The sequence below is a fragment of the Thermomonas hydrothermalis genome, assembly GCF_900129205.1.
In the GTDB taxonomy this organism is placed as follows: domain Bacteria; phylum Pseudomonadota; class Gammaproteobacteria; order Xanthomonadales; family Xanthomonadaceae; genus Thermomonas; species Thermomonas hydrothermalis.
On the sequence record NZ_FQUK01000053.1, the window covers coordinates 1 to 12,391 of the forward strand.

General features: G+C 65.8%; 17 protein-coding genes. 7 read left to right on the forward strand and 10 right to left on the reverse strand.

Features of this window, described 5'->3' with window-relative positions; genetic code table 11:
- The first annotated feature begins 67 nt into the window (after positions 1–67).
- From BUA29_RS10925 to BUA29_RS10955, 7 genes are all read left to right on the forward strand, one after another.
- Complete coding sequence (locus BUA29_RS10925) at positions 68–1,048, forward strand: IS5 family transposase (RefSeq protein ID WP_072755831.1); 981 nt, start codon at positions 68–70, stop codon at positions 1,046–1,048.
- Positions 1,049–1,149: 101 nt separating this feature from the next.
- Positions 1,150–1,308 carry a hypothetical protein gene (locus BUA29_RS12260; RefSeq protein WP_178137929.1) on the forward strand — a complete coding sequence of 53 codons (159 nt, stop codon included), beginning with the start codon at positions 1,150–1,152 and terminating at the stop codon, positions 1,306–1,308.
- Positions 1,309–1,335: 27 nt separating this feature from the next.
- Entirely contained in the window at positions 1,336–1,758 is a 423-nt protein-coding gene (locus BUA29_RS10935) for a phosphate-starvation-inducible protein PsiE (RefSeq protein ID WP_072756581.1), read from the forward strand.
- A 51-nt stretch (positions 1,759–1,809) separates the two neighbouring features.
- Positions 1,810–2,250, forward strand: a complete 441-nt coding sequence (gene trxC, locus BUA29_RS10940; protein ID WP_072756582.1) for a thioredoxin TrxC — start codon at positions 1,810–1,812, stop codon at positions 2,248–2,250.
- Positions 2,251–2,270: 20 nt separating this feature from the next.
- The gene (locus BUA29_RS10945; protein WP_072756583.1) at positions 2,271–2,627 is read left to right on the forward strand and encodes a carboxymuconolactone decarboxylase family protein; all 357 of its coding nucleotides are present in this window, start codon (positions 2,271–2,273) and stop codon (positions 2,625–2,627) included.
- Between the two features lie 2 nt (positions 2,628–2,629).
- Positions 2,630–3,154, forward strand: a complete 525-nt coding sequence (locus BUA29_RS10950; protein WP_084602447.1) for a protein tyrosine phosphatase family protein — start codon at positions 2,630–2,632, stop codon at positions 3,152–3,154.
- Positions 3,151–4,281 carry an NAD(P)/FAD-dependent oxidoreductase gene (locus tag BUA29_RS10955; protein ID WP_072756585.1) on the forward strand — a complete coding sequence of 377 codons (1,131 nt, stop codon included), beginning with the start codon at positions 3,151–3,153 and terminating at the stop codon, positions 4,279–4,281. The genes BUA29_RS10950 and BUA29_RS10955 overlap by 4 nt, the downstream gene beginning before the upstream one ends.
- Before the next feature lie 10 nt (positions 4,282–4,291).
- Here BUA29_RS10955 and BUA29_RS10960 read toward each other — a convergent pair whose 3' ends face one another.
- The 10 genes from BUA29_RS10960 to BUA29_RS11000 form a co-directional block, all read right to left on the reverse strand.
- Positions 4,292–4,552, reverse strand: a complete 261-nt coding sequence (locus BUA29_RS10960) for a cyd operon YbgE family protein (protein ID WP_072756586.1) — start codon at positions 4,550–4,552, stop codon at positions 4,292–4,294.
- Positions 4,553–4,563: 11 nt separating this feature from the next.
- Complete coding sequence (gene cydX / locus BUA29_RS10965; protein ID WP_072756587.1) at positions 4,564–4,689, reverse strand: cytochrome bd-I oxidase subunit CydX; 126 nt, start codon at positions 4,687–4,689, stop codon at positions 4,564–4,566.
- Entirely contained in the window at positions 4,689–5,822 is a 1,134-nt protein-coding gene (cydB, locus tag BUA29_RS10970; RefSeq protein ID WP_072756588.1) for a cytochrome d ubiquinol oxidase subunit II, read from the reverse strand. The genes cydX and cydB overlap by 1 nt, the downstream gene beginning before the upstream one ends.
- Positions 5,815–7,416, reverse strand: a complete 1,602-nt coding sequence (locus tag BUA29_RS10975; RefSeq protein WP_084602448.1) for a cytochrome ubiquinol oxidase subunit I — start codon at positions 7,414–7,416, stop codon at positions 5,815–5,817. Before BUA29_RS10975 ends, cydB begins: the two co-directional genes overlap by 8 nt.
- Before the next feature lie 5 nt (positions 7,417–7,421).
- Positions 7,422–7,622 (reverse strand): cytochrome oxidase putative small subunit CydP, encoded by a 201-nt coding sequence (gene cydP / locus BUA29_RS12110; RefSeq protein WP_143148927.1) that lies wholly within the window; start codon positions 7,620–7,622, stop codon positions 7,422–7,424.
- Between the two features lie 135 nt (positions 7,623–7,757).
- Positions 7,758–8,771, reverse strand: coding sequence for a GGDEF domain-containing protein (locus tag BUA29_RS10980; RefSeq protein ID WP_072756589.1), 1,014 nt, complete (start codon positions 8,769–8,771; stop codon positions 7,758–7,760).
- A 198-nt stretch (positions 8,772–8,969) separates the two neighbouring features.
- Positions 8,970–11,093 carry a sodium-translocating pyrophosphatase gene (locus tag BUA29_RS10985; protein ID WP_084602451.1) on the reverse strand — a complete coding sequence of 708 codons (2,124 nt, stop codon included), beginning with the start codon at positions 11,091–11,093 and terminating at the stop codon, positions 8,970–8,972.
- Positions 11,094–11,273: 180 nt separating this feature from the next.
- Positions 11,274–11,498: a DUF167 domain-containing protein gene (locus tag BUA29_RS10990; protein ID WP_072756590.1), complete on the reverse strand. Its 225-nt coding sequence runs from the start codon at positions 11,496–11,498 to the stop codon at positions 11,274–11,276.
- 87 nt (positions 11,499–11,585) lie between these two features.
- Positions 11,586–12,005 (reverse strand): hypothetical protein, encoded by a 420-nt coding sequence (locus BUA29_RS10995; RefSeq protein WP_072756591.1) that lies wholly within the window; start codon positions 12,003–12,005, stop codon positions 11,586–11,588.
- Between the two features lie 198 nt (positions 12,006–12,203).
- The coding region (locus BUA29_RS11000; protein WP_178137930.1) for a transposase at positions 12,204–12,391 on the reverse strand (188 nt) is incomplete at its 5' end.

The window sequence follows — 12,391 nt, forward strand, 5'->3', positions numbered from 1 at the left end:
TTAGGGAAGGTCTGAACAACTCCGCCCGATTGCGCGACAATGCCTCACCGTGATCGGGGTGAGTGCGATGCAGCTGTCGTTCGGTGATGCCGAGGGTCTGGGGAGCCGCAAGCGCACGCGGCGCGAGGTGTTTTTGGCGGAGATGGAGCAGGTGGTGCCGTGGCAGGCGCTGCTGGGTCTGATCGAGCCGCACTACCCGAAGATGGGCCGTCCCGGTCGCCAGCCCTATCCGTTGGCGACGATGCTGCGCATCCACTTCCTGCAGCAGTGGTATGCGCTCAGCGACCCGGCGATGGAAGAAGCCTTGTACGACACGCCGGTGATGCGCCGCTTCGCGCAGTTGGGCGGGCTTGCCGACATCCCGGACGAGACGACGATCCTCAACTTCCGCCGGCTGTTGGAGACGTACGGGCTGGCCGAGAAGCTCTTCGAGCAGGTCAACGCCCATCTTCAGCGCAAGGGCCTGAGCCTGCGCAGTGGCACGATCGTGGATGCCACGATCATCAGTGCGCCGAGCTCGACCAAGAACAAGGCGGGCGAGCGCGATCCGGCGATGCACCAGACCAAGAAGGGCAACCAGTGGTTCTTCGGGATGAAGGCGCACATCGGCGTGGATGACGCGTCCGGTCTGGTGCACCACGTGGAATGCACGGCGGCGAACGTGGCCGACGTGACGCAGGTGCACAAGCTGCTGCACGGCCGGGAAGACACGGTGTGCGGCGACAGCGGCTACACGGGTGCCGAGAAGCGCGAGGAGCTGCAGGACGTGGACGCCGGATTCCTGATCGCGGAGAAGCCGTCGAAGCTGCGTGCGATGAAGAACGAGCGCGAGCGGCGCTACGCCGAGCGGTGGGAGCGCTACAAGGCCAGTCTGCGGGCGAAGGTGGAGCACCCGTTCCGGGTGATCAAGCGGCAGTTCGGCTACACGAAGGTGCGCTACCGCGGCCTGGCGAAGAACGCGGCGCAGGTGCTGACGCTGTTCGCGCTGTCGAACCTGTGGATGGCGCGCCGGCGTTTGTTGCCGACGACGGGAGCAGTGCGTCCGTAAGGCGGGGAAACCCGCCAAAAACCGCCCTGCACGGGCGAAATCCGGCTCGAAAGCGACGCCAGGCCGGCGCCACGATGCCGCAATCCGGGCGGCAGAGCGGGTTGTTCAGACCTTCCTTAGAGCATTTCGACCGGGTGTTGGCGCAGTTCGAGGAGTTCTGCATCGTCACCCAGAGCGTGCGCGAGGGCATGCAGGTGGACGTGCGTATCGTTGATGCCGATGGCGTGCGCCACGTGCCTGGGACAGCGCAAGCGCGCTGACGATTCGCGCCTGTGCAGGAGAAGTCGATGAGCACGTCCGGATCGCCGCTGCTGGAGCGACCGATTCATTCCGTTGGTCGGGGCATCCGCGCGATCGAGCGGGTCGGGTTGATGGTGATCCTGGCGGCCACGGTCGTTGCGATGGTGGCGGAGATCCTGCACATGCTGGGCAAAGGGAAGGTGGATATCGCCGACCTGCTGCTCCTGTTCATGTACCTGGAGATGGTAGCGCTGGTCGGAATGTACTGGCGCAAAGGCAAGATGCCGGTGCGGATGCCGCTGTACATTGCCATGGTGGGCGTGGCGCGGCACATGATGACCGATACTTCGCTGGCCGCACCGATGGCTCTGCTTGCCGGCGCCGGAACGATCCTGGTCCTCGCGGTGGCGGTGCTGGTGGTGCGCTACGGCCATGCACGCTATCCCTATGGCCCCGATGAGGATTTGTAGGCGACGGCGTGTTCTTTTGGGTGACGACTGGATTCAAAGGAGTTGGCTCACATGACGGATATCTCTGCGGTGATCATTGCCTGCCCACGCTGCAACGGCCTCAACCGGGTGCCGCAAGCACGCCTTGGCGATGCGCCCAAGTGCGGCAAGTGCGGCGCGGCGCTGTTTGATGCGCATCCGGTGGCGCTGGATGCCGCCGGCTTCCACGCTCACGTGGAGCGTGCCGACTTGCCGGTGCTGGTGGATTTCTGGGCGCCCTGGTGCGGGCCGTGCCGGATGATGGCGCCCCAGTTCGAGGCGGCCGCTGCGCAGCTGGAGCCGCAGATGCGGCTGGCCAAGCTGGATACCGAAGCGCAGCCGCAGCTTGCCGGCCGGTTTGGAATCCGCAGCATTCCCACCCTGGTGCTGTTCAAGCAGGGACGGGAGATCGCCCGCCAGGCCGGGGCGATGGGCATGCACGACATCGTGCGCTGGGCCCGTCAGTTTGTCTAAAGCCACTTGAGGAATTCTCCGTGAGTCAATCGTTTCCGCAGTTGATCGACGATCTCAATGCCGCCATCGCCAAGTTGCGTCAGGGCGCACCCGACCCCATGCGCGGCTTCTCGCAGCTGGCGCGCGAGGCGCTCAAGCCCGGCGCGCTGGACGTCAAGACCAAGGAGCTCATTGCCATTGCGATCGCCATTGCCGCACGGTGTGATGGCTGCGTGGGGTTCCACGTCAAGGCCGCCATCAAGGCGGGGGCCACCCGCGAAGAGGTGCTGGAAACGGTGTCGATGGCGATCTACATGGGCGCCGGTCCGTCGATGATCTATGCCGCCGAGACACTGCGCGCCTTCGATGAGCTGACCGCGGCGGGTATCGACGCATGAAGATGGGCATTCGCCGAGCGCTGATGCGGATGGGGTGTGCCGCTGCGCTGGCGGTGGCGCTGGCCGGTTGCGCCCATGCGCCTGCGCCCAGCGTTGCCTGGCAGCAACCGCTGCCCGGGCTTTACACCAGCGGACAGCCCGCGGCCAGTGACTGGCAGGCGTTCAAGGCGCTGGGCGTGCGCACCGTGATCGACCTGCGGGCTCCCGGTGAACGCACCGACCGCGATGAGGCGACCGAGGTCCAGGCGGCGGGCCTGCGTTATGTGCAGATCCCCGTCAAAGGCGAGGCTGGGTTGACGGACGAGAATGTGCGCAGGTTGCATCAGGCGCTGGCGCCGTCCCATGCCGGTGTGCTGGTGCATTGCGCCAGTGGCAACCGCGCCGGTGCCTTGCTGGCACTGGAGCAGGCGCAGCAGGACGGGCTGCCGGCAGCGCAGGCGCTGGCGCTCGGCAAAGCCGCCGGTCTGACCCATCTGGAGCCGGCGGTACGCAAGGCATTGGGGCTTGCCCCGGTGGAGGGTCAATGAAAGCACGGATCACGGTCGTTGGCGCCGGCTTTGCCGGCCTGACCGCGCTGCGCACGCTGCGCCGGCATGCGCCGGACGCCGAGCTGACGCTGGTGGCGCCGCGCGATGAACTGCATTACCTGCCGGGCAGCATCTGGTTGCCGTCGGGCATGCGTCGGCGCGAGGACCTGGTGGTGCCGCTCGGCAATTTCTTGCGTCGCCAGCGCATCCACTTCCACCGTGCCAGTGCCACCGGTCTGTCGGCGGATGCCCGCGTGCTGCAGACCGATGCCGGCGAGGTTGCCAACGATGGCCTGATCATCGCCACCGGGGCGCGCTTCATTCGCAAGCTGCCGGGGATCGAGCACGCCATCATTCCCTGCGACGGGATCAGCGCCGGCGAAGCCATCCGCGACCGCCTGGCGGCATTGGACGGCGGCACGCTCTGCTTTGGCTTTGGCGCCAACCCCAACGAACCCATTGCCATGCGCGGCGGGCCGGTGTTTGAGTTTCTGTTCGGCATCGAGACCCTGCTGCGCAAACAGCGCCGGCGTGATCGCTTCCGGCTGGTGTTCTTCAGCCCGTCGGACAAGCCCGGCCAGCGCCTGGGCGACAAGGCGGTGGGCATGCTGCTGGCGGAGATGCGCAAGCGCGGCATCGACACGGTGCTGGGCCAGAAGCCGGTGCGTTTCGAGGCCGATGCGGTGCAGCTTGAGCAGGATCGCCTCGACAGTGCGATGACTGTATTCATGCCTGGCCTCACCGGGCAGGCCTGGCTGGACGCCACGCCGCTGCCACGTTCGCCGGGTGGTTTCGTGCAGGCCGATGCCCAGTGCCGGGTGCCGGGGTTTGCCTGCACCTTTGTGGCTGGCGACGGCGGCAGTTATCCCGGCCCGGACTGGCTGCCCAAGCAGGCGCATCAAGCCGACCTTCAGGCCGAGGTGGCCGCACGCAACCTGCTGCGCGCCCTGCGCGGCGAGCCGGTGGATGAAGCCTTCACGCCGGAGTTGATCTGTATCGTCGATACGCTCGACCGCGGGCTGCTGGTCAGCCGTCGCGGCGATCGCAATCGCGCCCTGCCGCCGCTGCGGCTGATGCATTGGGCCAAGGCCGCGTTCGAGAAGCGCTATCTGCGCCAGTACCGCTGATCCTGAGGGTTCAACCGGCTGCCTGCCGCCAGAAAGCGGCGGCAAGCAGGCCGGTCAGCGGCCATAGCAGCCATGGCGAGAACAGCCAGCGCAGTGCACGGGTCTGCATGCGCAACCCGCTGCCGTGCACGAACAGCGCGCAGATGGCCAGCAGCAGCAAGGTCATCAGCCCGTGCTCGGCGGCGGTCAGCGCGCGCCCGCGTGCCGCCGGAACGAACAGTAGGGCCAGCGCGAGGCTGGCCCCAAGCAGCAGGGACATCAGGCGGGTCATGCCCGCCACCTTCAGGGCGCCTTGAACGGCGCCTTGACGCCGCGCGCACGGTCGCTCAGCAGCTCATACCACATGGCATTGAGGACGGCGAAGGCGGCAGCAAAGGCGATGCCGAGAATCCACGAGAAGTACCACATCAGTAACCTCCTCCATTACGGGCTTGTTCTTCGACATGGGCGCGGGTGACTTGGCCGCGCATGATCCGGAACGCCCAGGTGCTGTAGGCCAGGACCAGCGGCAGGAACACCGTGGCGGCAAACAGCATGATGCCGAGCGTCCGGGCGCTGGACGATGCATCCCAGACCGTCAGGCCATGCGCCGGCTGCACCGAAGACGGCATCAGGAACGGGAACAGGGCAATGCCAGCGGTCAGGATGACTCCGGCCACAGCAAGACAGCTGCTGATGAAGCCGGCGACGCGGTTACGCAGCACGATCACGCCCAGCATGCCCAGCGCGGCCAGCGCCGGCACCAGCCACAGCAGCGGGTGCGCCTGCTGGTTGGCCAGCCAGGCACCGGCCTGCACCGTCACCTGCTTGGCAAGCGGGTTGGATGGTCCATCCATCGCGGCCTGACCGACGATGGCATGGCCGGGCAGCGCAGACAGCCAGACTCCGGCCGCCACGAATGTCAGCAGCGTGATCACTGCGGCGCCGCGGGCGACCCTGCGGGCGCGATCACCGACCGCACCTTCGATCTTCATGGCGCCGAAGCTGGCACCGTGCATCACCAGCATCGCCAGGCTGACCACCCCGGCCAGCAGGGCGAAGGGATGGAACAGCCCGAAGAAGCTGCCGTCATACACTGGACGCAAGGTGTCGGTGAAGTGGAACGGCACCCCCAGGAACAGGTTGCCGAAGGCCACACCGAACACCAGCGAGGGCACCGCGCCCGCAACCGTCAACGCCCAGTCCCAGGCATTGCGCCAGCGAGGATCGCTGACTTTGTTGCGGAAGTTGAAGCCGACCGGGCGCAGGATCAGCGCCAGCAGCACCAGCAGCATGGCGAAATAGAACCCGGAGAACGACGCGGCGTAGAGCAGCGGCCAGGCCGCGAACACCGCGCCGCCACCAAGAATGAACCAGACCTGGTGGCCTTCCCAGTGGGGTTCGATCGCCTCCAGCGCCATCCGCCGCTCGACATCGTCACGGGTGATGAAGCGGTAGATCGCGCCCAGTCCGAGATCGTAGCCGTCGGTCAGGGCAAAGCCGATCAACAGCACGCCCAGCAGCAGCCACCAGATTTCGCGCAGTGTTGCATAGTCAAACATGGGAGACCTCCTTGGCGGTCGGTGCGATGTCGGCATCGGTCTGATGCGCCTGCTGCGCGGTCGGCAGCGGCCACAGCTTGAGCCCGTCCGGGCCGGCCTTGACCATCTTGCGCATCAGGAACACGTCGAACACGGCCAGCGTGGTGTACAGCACGACAAATCCGATCAGGCTGCCGGTGACCTGGCTGGTGCTGGTCGAAGACACCGCCAGGAACGTCGGCAGCACGCCGTCGATTGCCCACGGCTGACGCCCGTACTCGGCCACGATCCAGCCCAGTTCAGCGGCGATCCAGGGCAGCGGCAGGCTCCACAGCGCGATGCGCAGGAACAGCCGGTTGTCCAGCTTGCGCTGGCTCGACAGATAGAACGCCCAGGCGAACAGGGCGATGAAGAAGAAGCCCAGCGCCACCATGATGCGGAACGAGAAGAACAGCACCGGCACGTTGGGCACGGTGTCCCAGGCGGCACGCTCGATGATCGCCTCGTCCGCCTTGGTCGGATCATCCACATACTTCATGGTGAGCAGGCCAAAGCCGAGATCCTGCTGCTTGTCCAGGAATGCCTGCTGCTTGGCCGGGTTGTCGGGGTCGGCGCGCACCGCGTTGAGCGCGCTGTAGGCCTGGATGCCGTTGCGGATGCGGGCCTTGTTCTGCTCGACCAGGTCATGGATGCCCGGCACCTGCTCATCCAGCGAACGGGTGGTGATCAGCCCCATCACCCAGGGAATCTGGATGGCGCCCTTGGTTTCTTTGGACTGCATGTCGGGGAAGCCGATCAGGGTGAACGGCGCCGGGGCTGGGGCGGTGTGCCATTCGGCTTCGATCGCCGCCAGCTTCATCTTCTGGTTTTCCGACACCGTGTAGCCGCTCTCGTCGCCCAGTACCACCACGCTCAGCGCCGATGCCAGGCCAAAGCTTGCGGCAACCGTCAGCGAGCGCCGTGCGAACTGCACATTGCGCCCCTTGAGCAGATACCAGGCGCTGATCGACAGCACGAAGATGGCGCCGGTGACATAGCCGGCACTGACCGTGTGCACGAACTTGGACTGCGCGACCGGGTTGAACAGCACCTGGGCGAAATCGGTGACTTCCATGCGCATGGTGTGGAAGTTGAAGGTCGCCCCCACGGGGTTCTGCATCCAGCCATTGGCGATCAGAATCCACAGTGCCGAGAAGTTGGCGCCCAACGCCATGAGCCAGGTGACGACCATGTGCTGGAGCTTGCTCATCCGCTCCCAGCCAAAGAAGAACAGACCGACGAAGGTGCTTTCCAGGAAGAACGCCATCAGCCCTTCGATGGCCAGCGGCGCACCGAAGATGTCGCCCACGTAGTGCGAGTAATACGCCCAGTTGGTGCCGAACTGGAACTCCATGGTGATGCCGGTGGCCACGCCCATGGCGAAGTTGATGCCAAACAGCACCCCCCAGAACTTCACCATCTGCTTCCAGATGACGCGCCCGGTCATCACATAGACGCTTTCCATGATGGCCAGCAGCAACGCCAGGCCCAGCGTCAGCGGGACGAACAGGAAGTGGTACAGCGCAGTGATCGCGAACTGAAGTCGCGAAAGATCGACGACGTGCAGGTCAGGCATGGCACTTACCTCGCAGAAGATTCAAGGCGGTGGGCCACGGCGTCGGCATCGACGTCGGGGCGATGAGCGGGGGAGAAGAACAGGGCGTACAACAGGATCAGCAGGACAAGCTTGACGGCAATGACCGCGATGAGATGCCGGCGCAGCCAGCGCCAAGCGGCTGGTTGTGTGGAGATCGGCGTTCGATGTGATGCTGCGGTGGACACGGTGGGTACTCCGCAGATGAGATGGTGACGATGATAATTAGATATTTCTAATATTCAAGGGAAAAGAACCCCCTGGGACAAAATGTCCCGCCCTGCTCGGTGTATTCAGTGTGTCGGGAGCTGCAGGCGGCCAGGTCAGGCCGATGCGGCGGGGGACGGTGCCAGTTCCAGCCGGTCACGGCCAGCCTGCTTGGCGCGGTACAGCGCGGCGTCGGCACGGGCCAGCCAGGCCTCGCGCGATTCGCCAGGTGCCAGCAAGGCGGCCCCGGCCGAGACCGTCACTGGGGCGTTCTGCACGCGTAACTCGGCGTGGACGCATGCGCGCAGATTGGCAAAGACGGTGGCAACGCCAGCGGCGTCGGTGTTCTCCAGCAGCAGCACGAACTCCTCGCCGCCATAGCGGAACAGCCGGTCGCAGGCGCGGGTGTGCGACTGGATCAGGGCCACGAAGCGGCGCAGTACCTGATCGCCCATGTCGTGGCCATACCGGTCGTTGATCTGTTTGAAATGATCGAGATCCAGCAACAGCAGGGCCAGCGAGCGCGGGCGGCGCTGGTTGGCGGCGATGGCCACCGCCAGTTCCTGCTCCATTGCCCGCCGGTTGCGGGCGCCGGTCAGCGGATCCTGGCTGGCCAGGGTCTCCAGCATTGCGTGCTGGATCGCGGTTCGGTGTGCAAACAGATAAGCAAACAGCGCCACGAGTAATTGGGTCGTGATGACGCTGGCGCGTTGCACAGCAGACTCGAAAGCGCCGGGCACCATCTGGGCCAGGACGATGCCGAGAAAGGCCAGCGGCACTGCGGCCCTGCGATTGATCAGGAAGAAGTTGGCCAGCAGCGCCACATACAGCCAGTACAGCCCGGTCTTGCCCAGCAGCAGCTCAACCAGAACGCTGCCGAGCAGGTTGCACACTGAAATCAGCAGGCCGGCACGCTCGAGCTTGCCGGTGATCCAGGCATACAGCGCAGCGCCGGTGATGGTGCATGCCACCGCCAGATCGACGCTGCCGGCCAGCGCATTGCCCTGGGCGAATCGCAGCAGGCTGAACGGCAGGATGGCCAGCACGCCGATCGCGCCAAACACCGTGATGATGCCCAGCTGGAAGTCGTTGCGCAGACGGAAGCGGATGCGGGAGAGCAGGGGCGTCATGGGTGTGTTGCGGGGTGGTGGTCGGTCTGATCTTACGAGCGCCGTGGATGCACCAAGTCTGCGTGTTGCCTATCGGCAGTGTGAGAGTGTGTGCCACTGCGGGCCATCCGAGTCCGGCGTTGTGCCGGACTCGCGATGGGTGGCGGCCAGAATAAACGCGTCCAGGCCGCCGCCATCCATGGCAGTACGCAACACCCTTCAGTCCGCGTGCGCAGGGGCGGTCGCGCCGGCATCGGCGGCCGCGTGAACTGCGGGCGGGGTGGCTGCGGTGGTGCTGGTCGAGCTGACCGGCAGCAGCGGCACGATCAAGAGTGCCACGATGTTGATGATCTTGATCAGCGGATTCACCGCAGGACCTGCGGTGTCTTTGTAGGGATCGCCGACGGTATCGCCGGTCACCGCGGCTTTGTGCGCATCGGAGCCCTTGCCGCCGAAGTGGCCGTCCTCGATGTGCTTCTTGGCGTTGTCCCAGGCGCCGCCGCCGGTCGTCATCGAGATCGCCACGAACAGCCCGGTCACGATGGTGCCGATCAGCACCCCGCCCAGCGCTTCGGCGCCCAGCAGCAGGCCGACCAGGATCGGCGCAGCCACCGGCAGCAGCGATGGCAGGATCATTTCCCGGATCGCGGCGCGGGTCAGCATGTCCACCGCCCGGTCGTACTGCGGCTTGCCGCTGCCGTCCATGATCCCCTTGATCTCGCGGAACTGCCGGCGCACTTCCTCCACCACGCTGCCTGCGGCCCGGCCGACCGCTTCCATCGCCATTGCGCCGAACAGGTACGGGATCAGGCCGCCGATCAGCAGACCAATGATCACCCGGTGGTCGGACAGTTCGAACGCAAAGGTTGCCCCCGGATGCGCGGCCTGCAGGTTGTGGGTGTAGTCGGCAAATAGCACCAGGGCGGCCAGTGCGGCCGAGCCGATGGCGTAGCCCTTGGTCACCGCCTTGGTGGTGTTGCCCACGGCATCCAGCGGATCGGTGACCGCGCGAACCTCGGGTGGCAGCTCGCTCATCTCGGCGATGCCACCGGCATTGTCGGTGATCGGGCCGTAGGCATCCAGCGCCACGATCATGCCGGCCATCGACAGCATGGCGGTGGCGGCAATGGCGATGCCGTAGAGGCCTGCCAGATCGAAGGTCAGCCAGATTGCAAGGCAGACCGCGACCACCGGCAGGGCCGTGGCCTTCATCGATACGCCAAGGCCGGCGATGATGTTGGTGCCGTGGCCGGTGGTCGAGGCTTTGGCCACGTGTTGCACCGGGCCGTACTGGGTGCCGGTGTAGTACTCGGTGATCCAGACGATGGCGCCGGTCAACGCCAGACCGATCAGCGCGCAGCCGTAGAGCGGCATGGCACCAACCTCGGCATCGCCCATCAGTTCGGTGGTGATCGGATAAAAGGCAAGCGCCGCCAGCACGCCGGAGACGATCACGCCGCGATACAGCGCCCCCATGATGTTGGGCGTGCTGCCGGAGACTTTGACGAAGAAGGTGCCGATGATCGAGGCAAGAATCGACGCGCCGCCCAGCACCAGCGGGTAGAGCACGCCGTGTTGGCCGACACTTGCGGTCATCAGGCCACCCAGCAGCATGGTGGCAATCACCGTGACCGCGTAGGTTTCGAACAGGTCGGCCGCCATGCCGGCGCAGTCACCGACGTTGTCGCCCACGTTGTCGGCGATCACCGCCGGGTTACGCGGGTCGTCCTCGGGGATGCCGGCTTCCACCTTGCCCACAAGATCAGCGCCGACGTCGGCGCCCTTGGTGAAGATGCCGCCGCCTAAGCGCGCGAAGATTGAGATCAGTGAGCTGCCGAACGCCAGGCCCACCAGCGCGTGCAGCGCCTCGGTCTGGGTCGCGCCCATGTGCTGGGTCAGCACCGTGTAGTAGCCGGCCACGCCCAGCAGGCCCAATCCAACCACCAGCATGCCGGTGATCGCGCCGCCCTTGAAGGCGACGTTCATCGCCGGCCCCATGCCCTGGCGTGCCGCCTCGGCGGTGCGCACGTTGGCCCGCACCGATACGTTCATGCCGATGTAACCGGCGGCACCGGACAGCACCGCGCCGATCGCGAAGCCGATCGCGGTATGCCAGCTCAGGAAGTATCCGATCAGCACCAGCAGCACCACGCCGGCGACGGCGATGGTGGTGTACTGCCGGTTGAGGTAGGCGCGTGCACCTTCCTGAATCGCGCCGGCGATCTGCTGCATGCGTTCGTTGCCCGCCGGCTGGCGGGTGATCCAGAGGGCCATCCACAGGCCATAGGCGATTGCAATGACGGCGCAAGCCAGCGCCAGGATCAAACCGTAGTGCTCCAGCATGAAACCCCTCCCCGGGTGTTCGGAATGGAAAACGGTGGACGCTTGACGTCTGCCAGGGGAACCGGTGCATCCCCGGGTTGCAAGGATTCCGCACCGTACAGCCCCGGTCCCCAGCCAGGCGCCTGCCGACTATCGCACGCCTGCATGCCAGGTCATGCTGCAGGCGCACAAAATCCCGGCTCAGTCCGGAATCACCACGCGTTTGAGTTTGCTGCCCGCGCCGGTCTTGATGGTCACCGCCGACTTCGCGCAACCGAAATGCCGCGCCACCAGCTCGATCAGTTCCGCATTCGCCTTGCCGTCCACCGGCGGAGATTTCAACTGCGCAAGCCAGGTGCCGTCCGCTTGCAGCGTCAAGGCCGAGACGCGGCTGTTGGGTTTGGCTTTGACCTGAAGGATGGGCATGCCGGACAGGATGACATACCGCAAGCGCCAGCAAAAACCAACGCCCGGTGGGGCCGGGCGTTCATGTGTGCGGCAGACCGTACGGTGTCAGTTGCCGACTTTCAGCTTGCCGCCCTTGCCCAGGCCGCCCTGAACCTGCTGCGGCTTGTAGTCGCGCATGGCCCGGACCAGGTTGTTGTAGGCATCGGCGAACGCAGCGGCGAGGGCTTTGCCTTCCGGCGTGTTGGTGTAGCCGCCGAGGGCACCGAAACCGCCGCTGCCTCCGCCGAAGCCGCCCAGGTTGAAATCGGTCTTGGTGGCACTGCCTTGCGCGACGCCGATCTGCACACCGGAGCGGTTGTCGATCATGGTCAACATGGTTTCGGCCTTTTTGAATTTGAGGCCGCCAACCAGTGCGCCGATACCGCCGAGGCGGCCGCCGAATGCGCCCAATGCGGCCCCGATCCCGCCGGCATTGCTCTGCGAGAAGTTGATGCTGGGGTTGAGCGTATAGTCGGCCGCGACCATCTGGCCCTTGCCGAAGCTGCTACCGCTGCGAAGTTCGCCGCTGTCCTCTAGCAGCCTGTTGAAATTCGACCCGGCGAAGCCCCCGACTCGGTCGGCAGCGCGGATTTCTCGCTGCTCAGGCGCTTCGCAAGCGCGTCCCGCGCTCTGAATAAGCCCGATTTCGGGCTTCCGGGCGCACCTTCCCCGCCGGGGCCGCCATCACGCGGCCCCCGCGGCGATCAGCTTCGGCAGGCGGACGAGGTTGCTCGCCGCCATCGCCAGCTGAAACAGCGCCTCGACCTTCGTAAGGCCGCGCTGCTTGACCTGACGCATTCCAGCAGCCGCCTTGAGCCATCCGAAGTGCGTTTCGATCCAGGCGCGCGTCCGCAGGCTGATCGCATACCCGG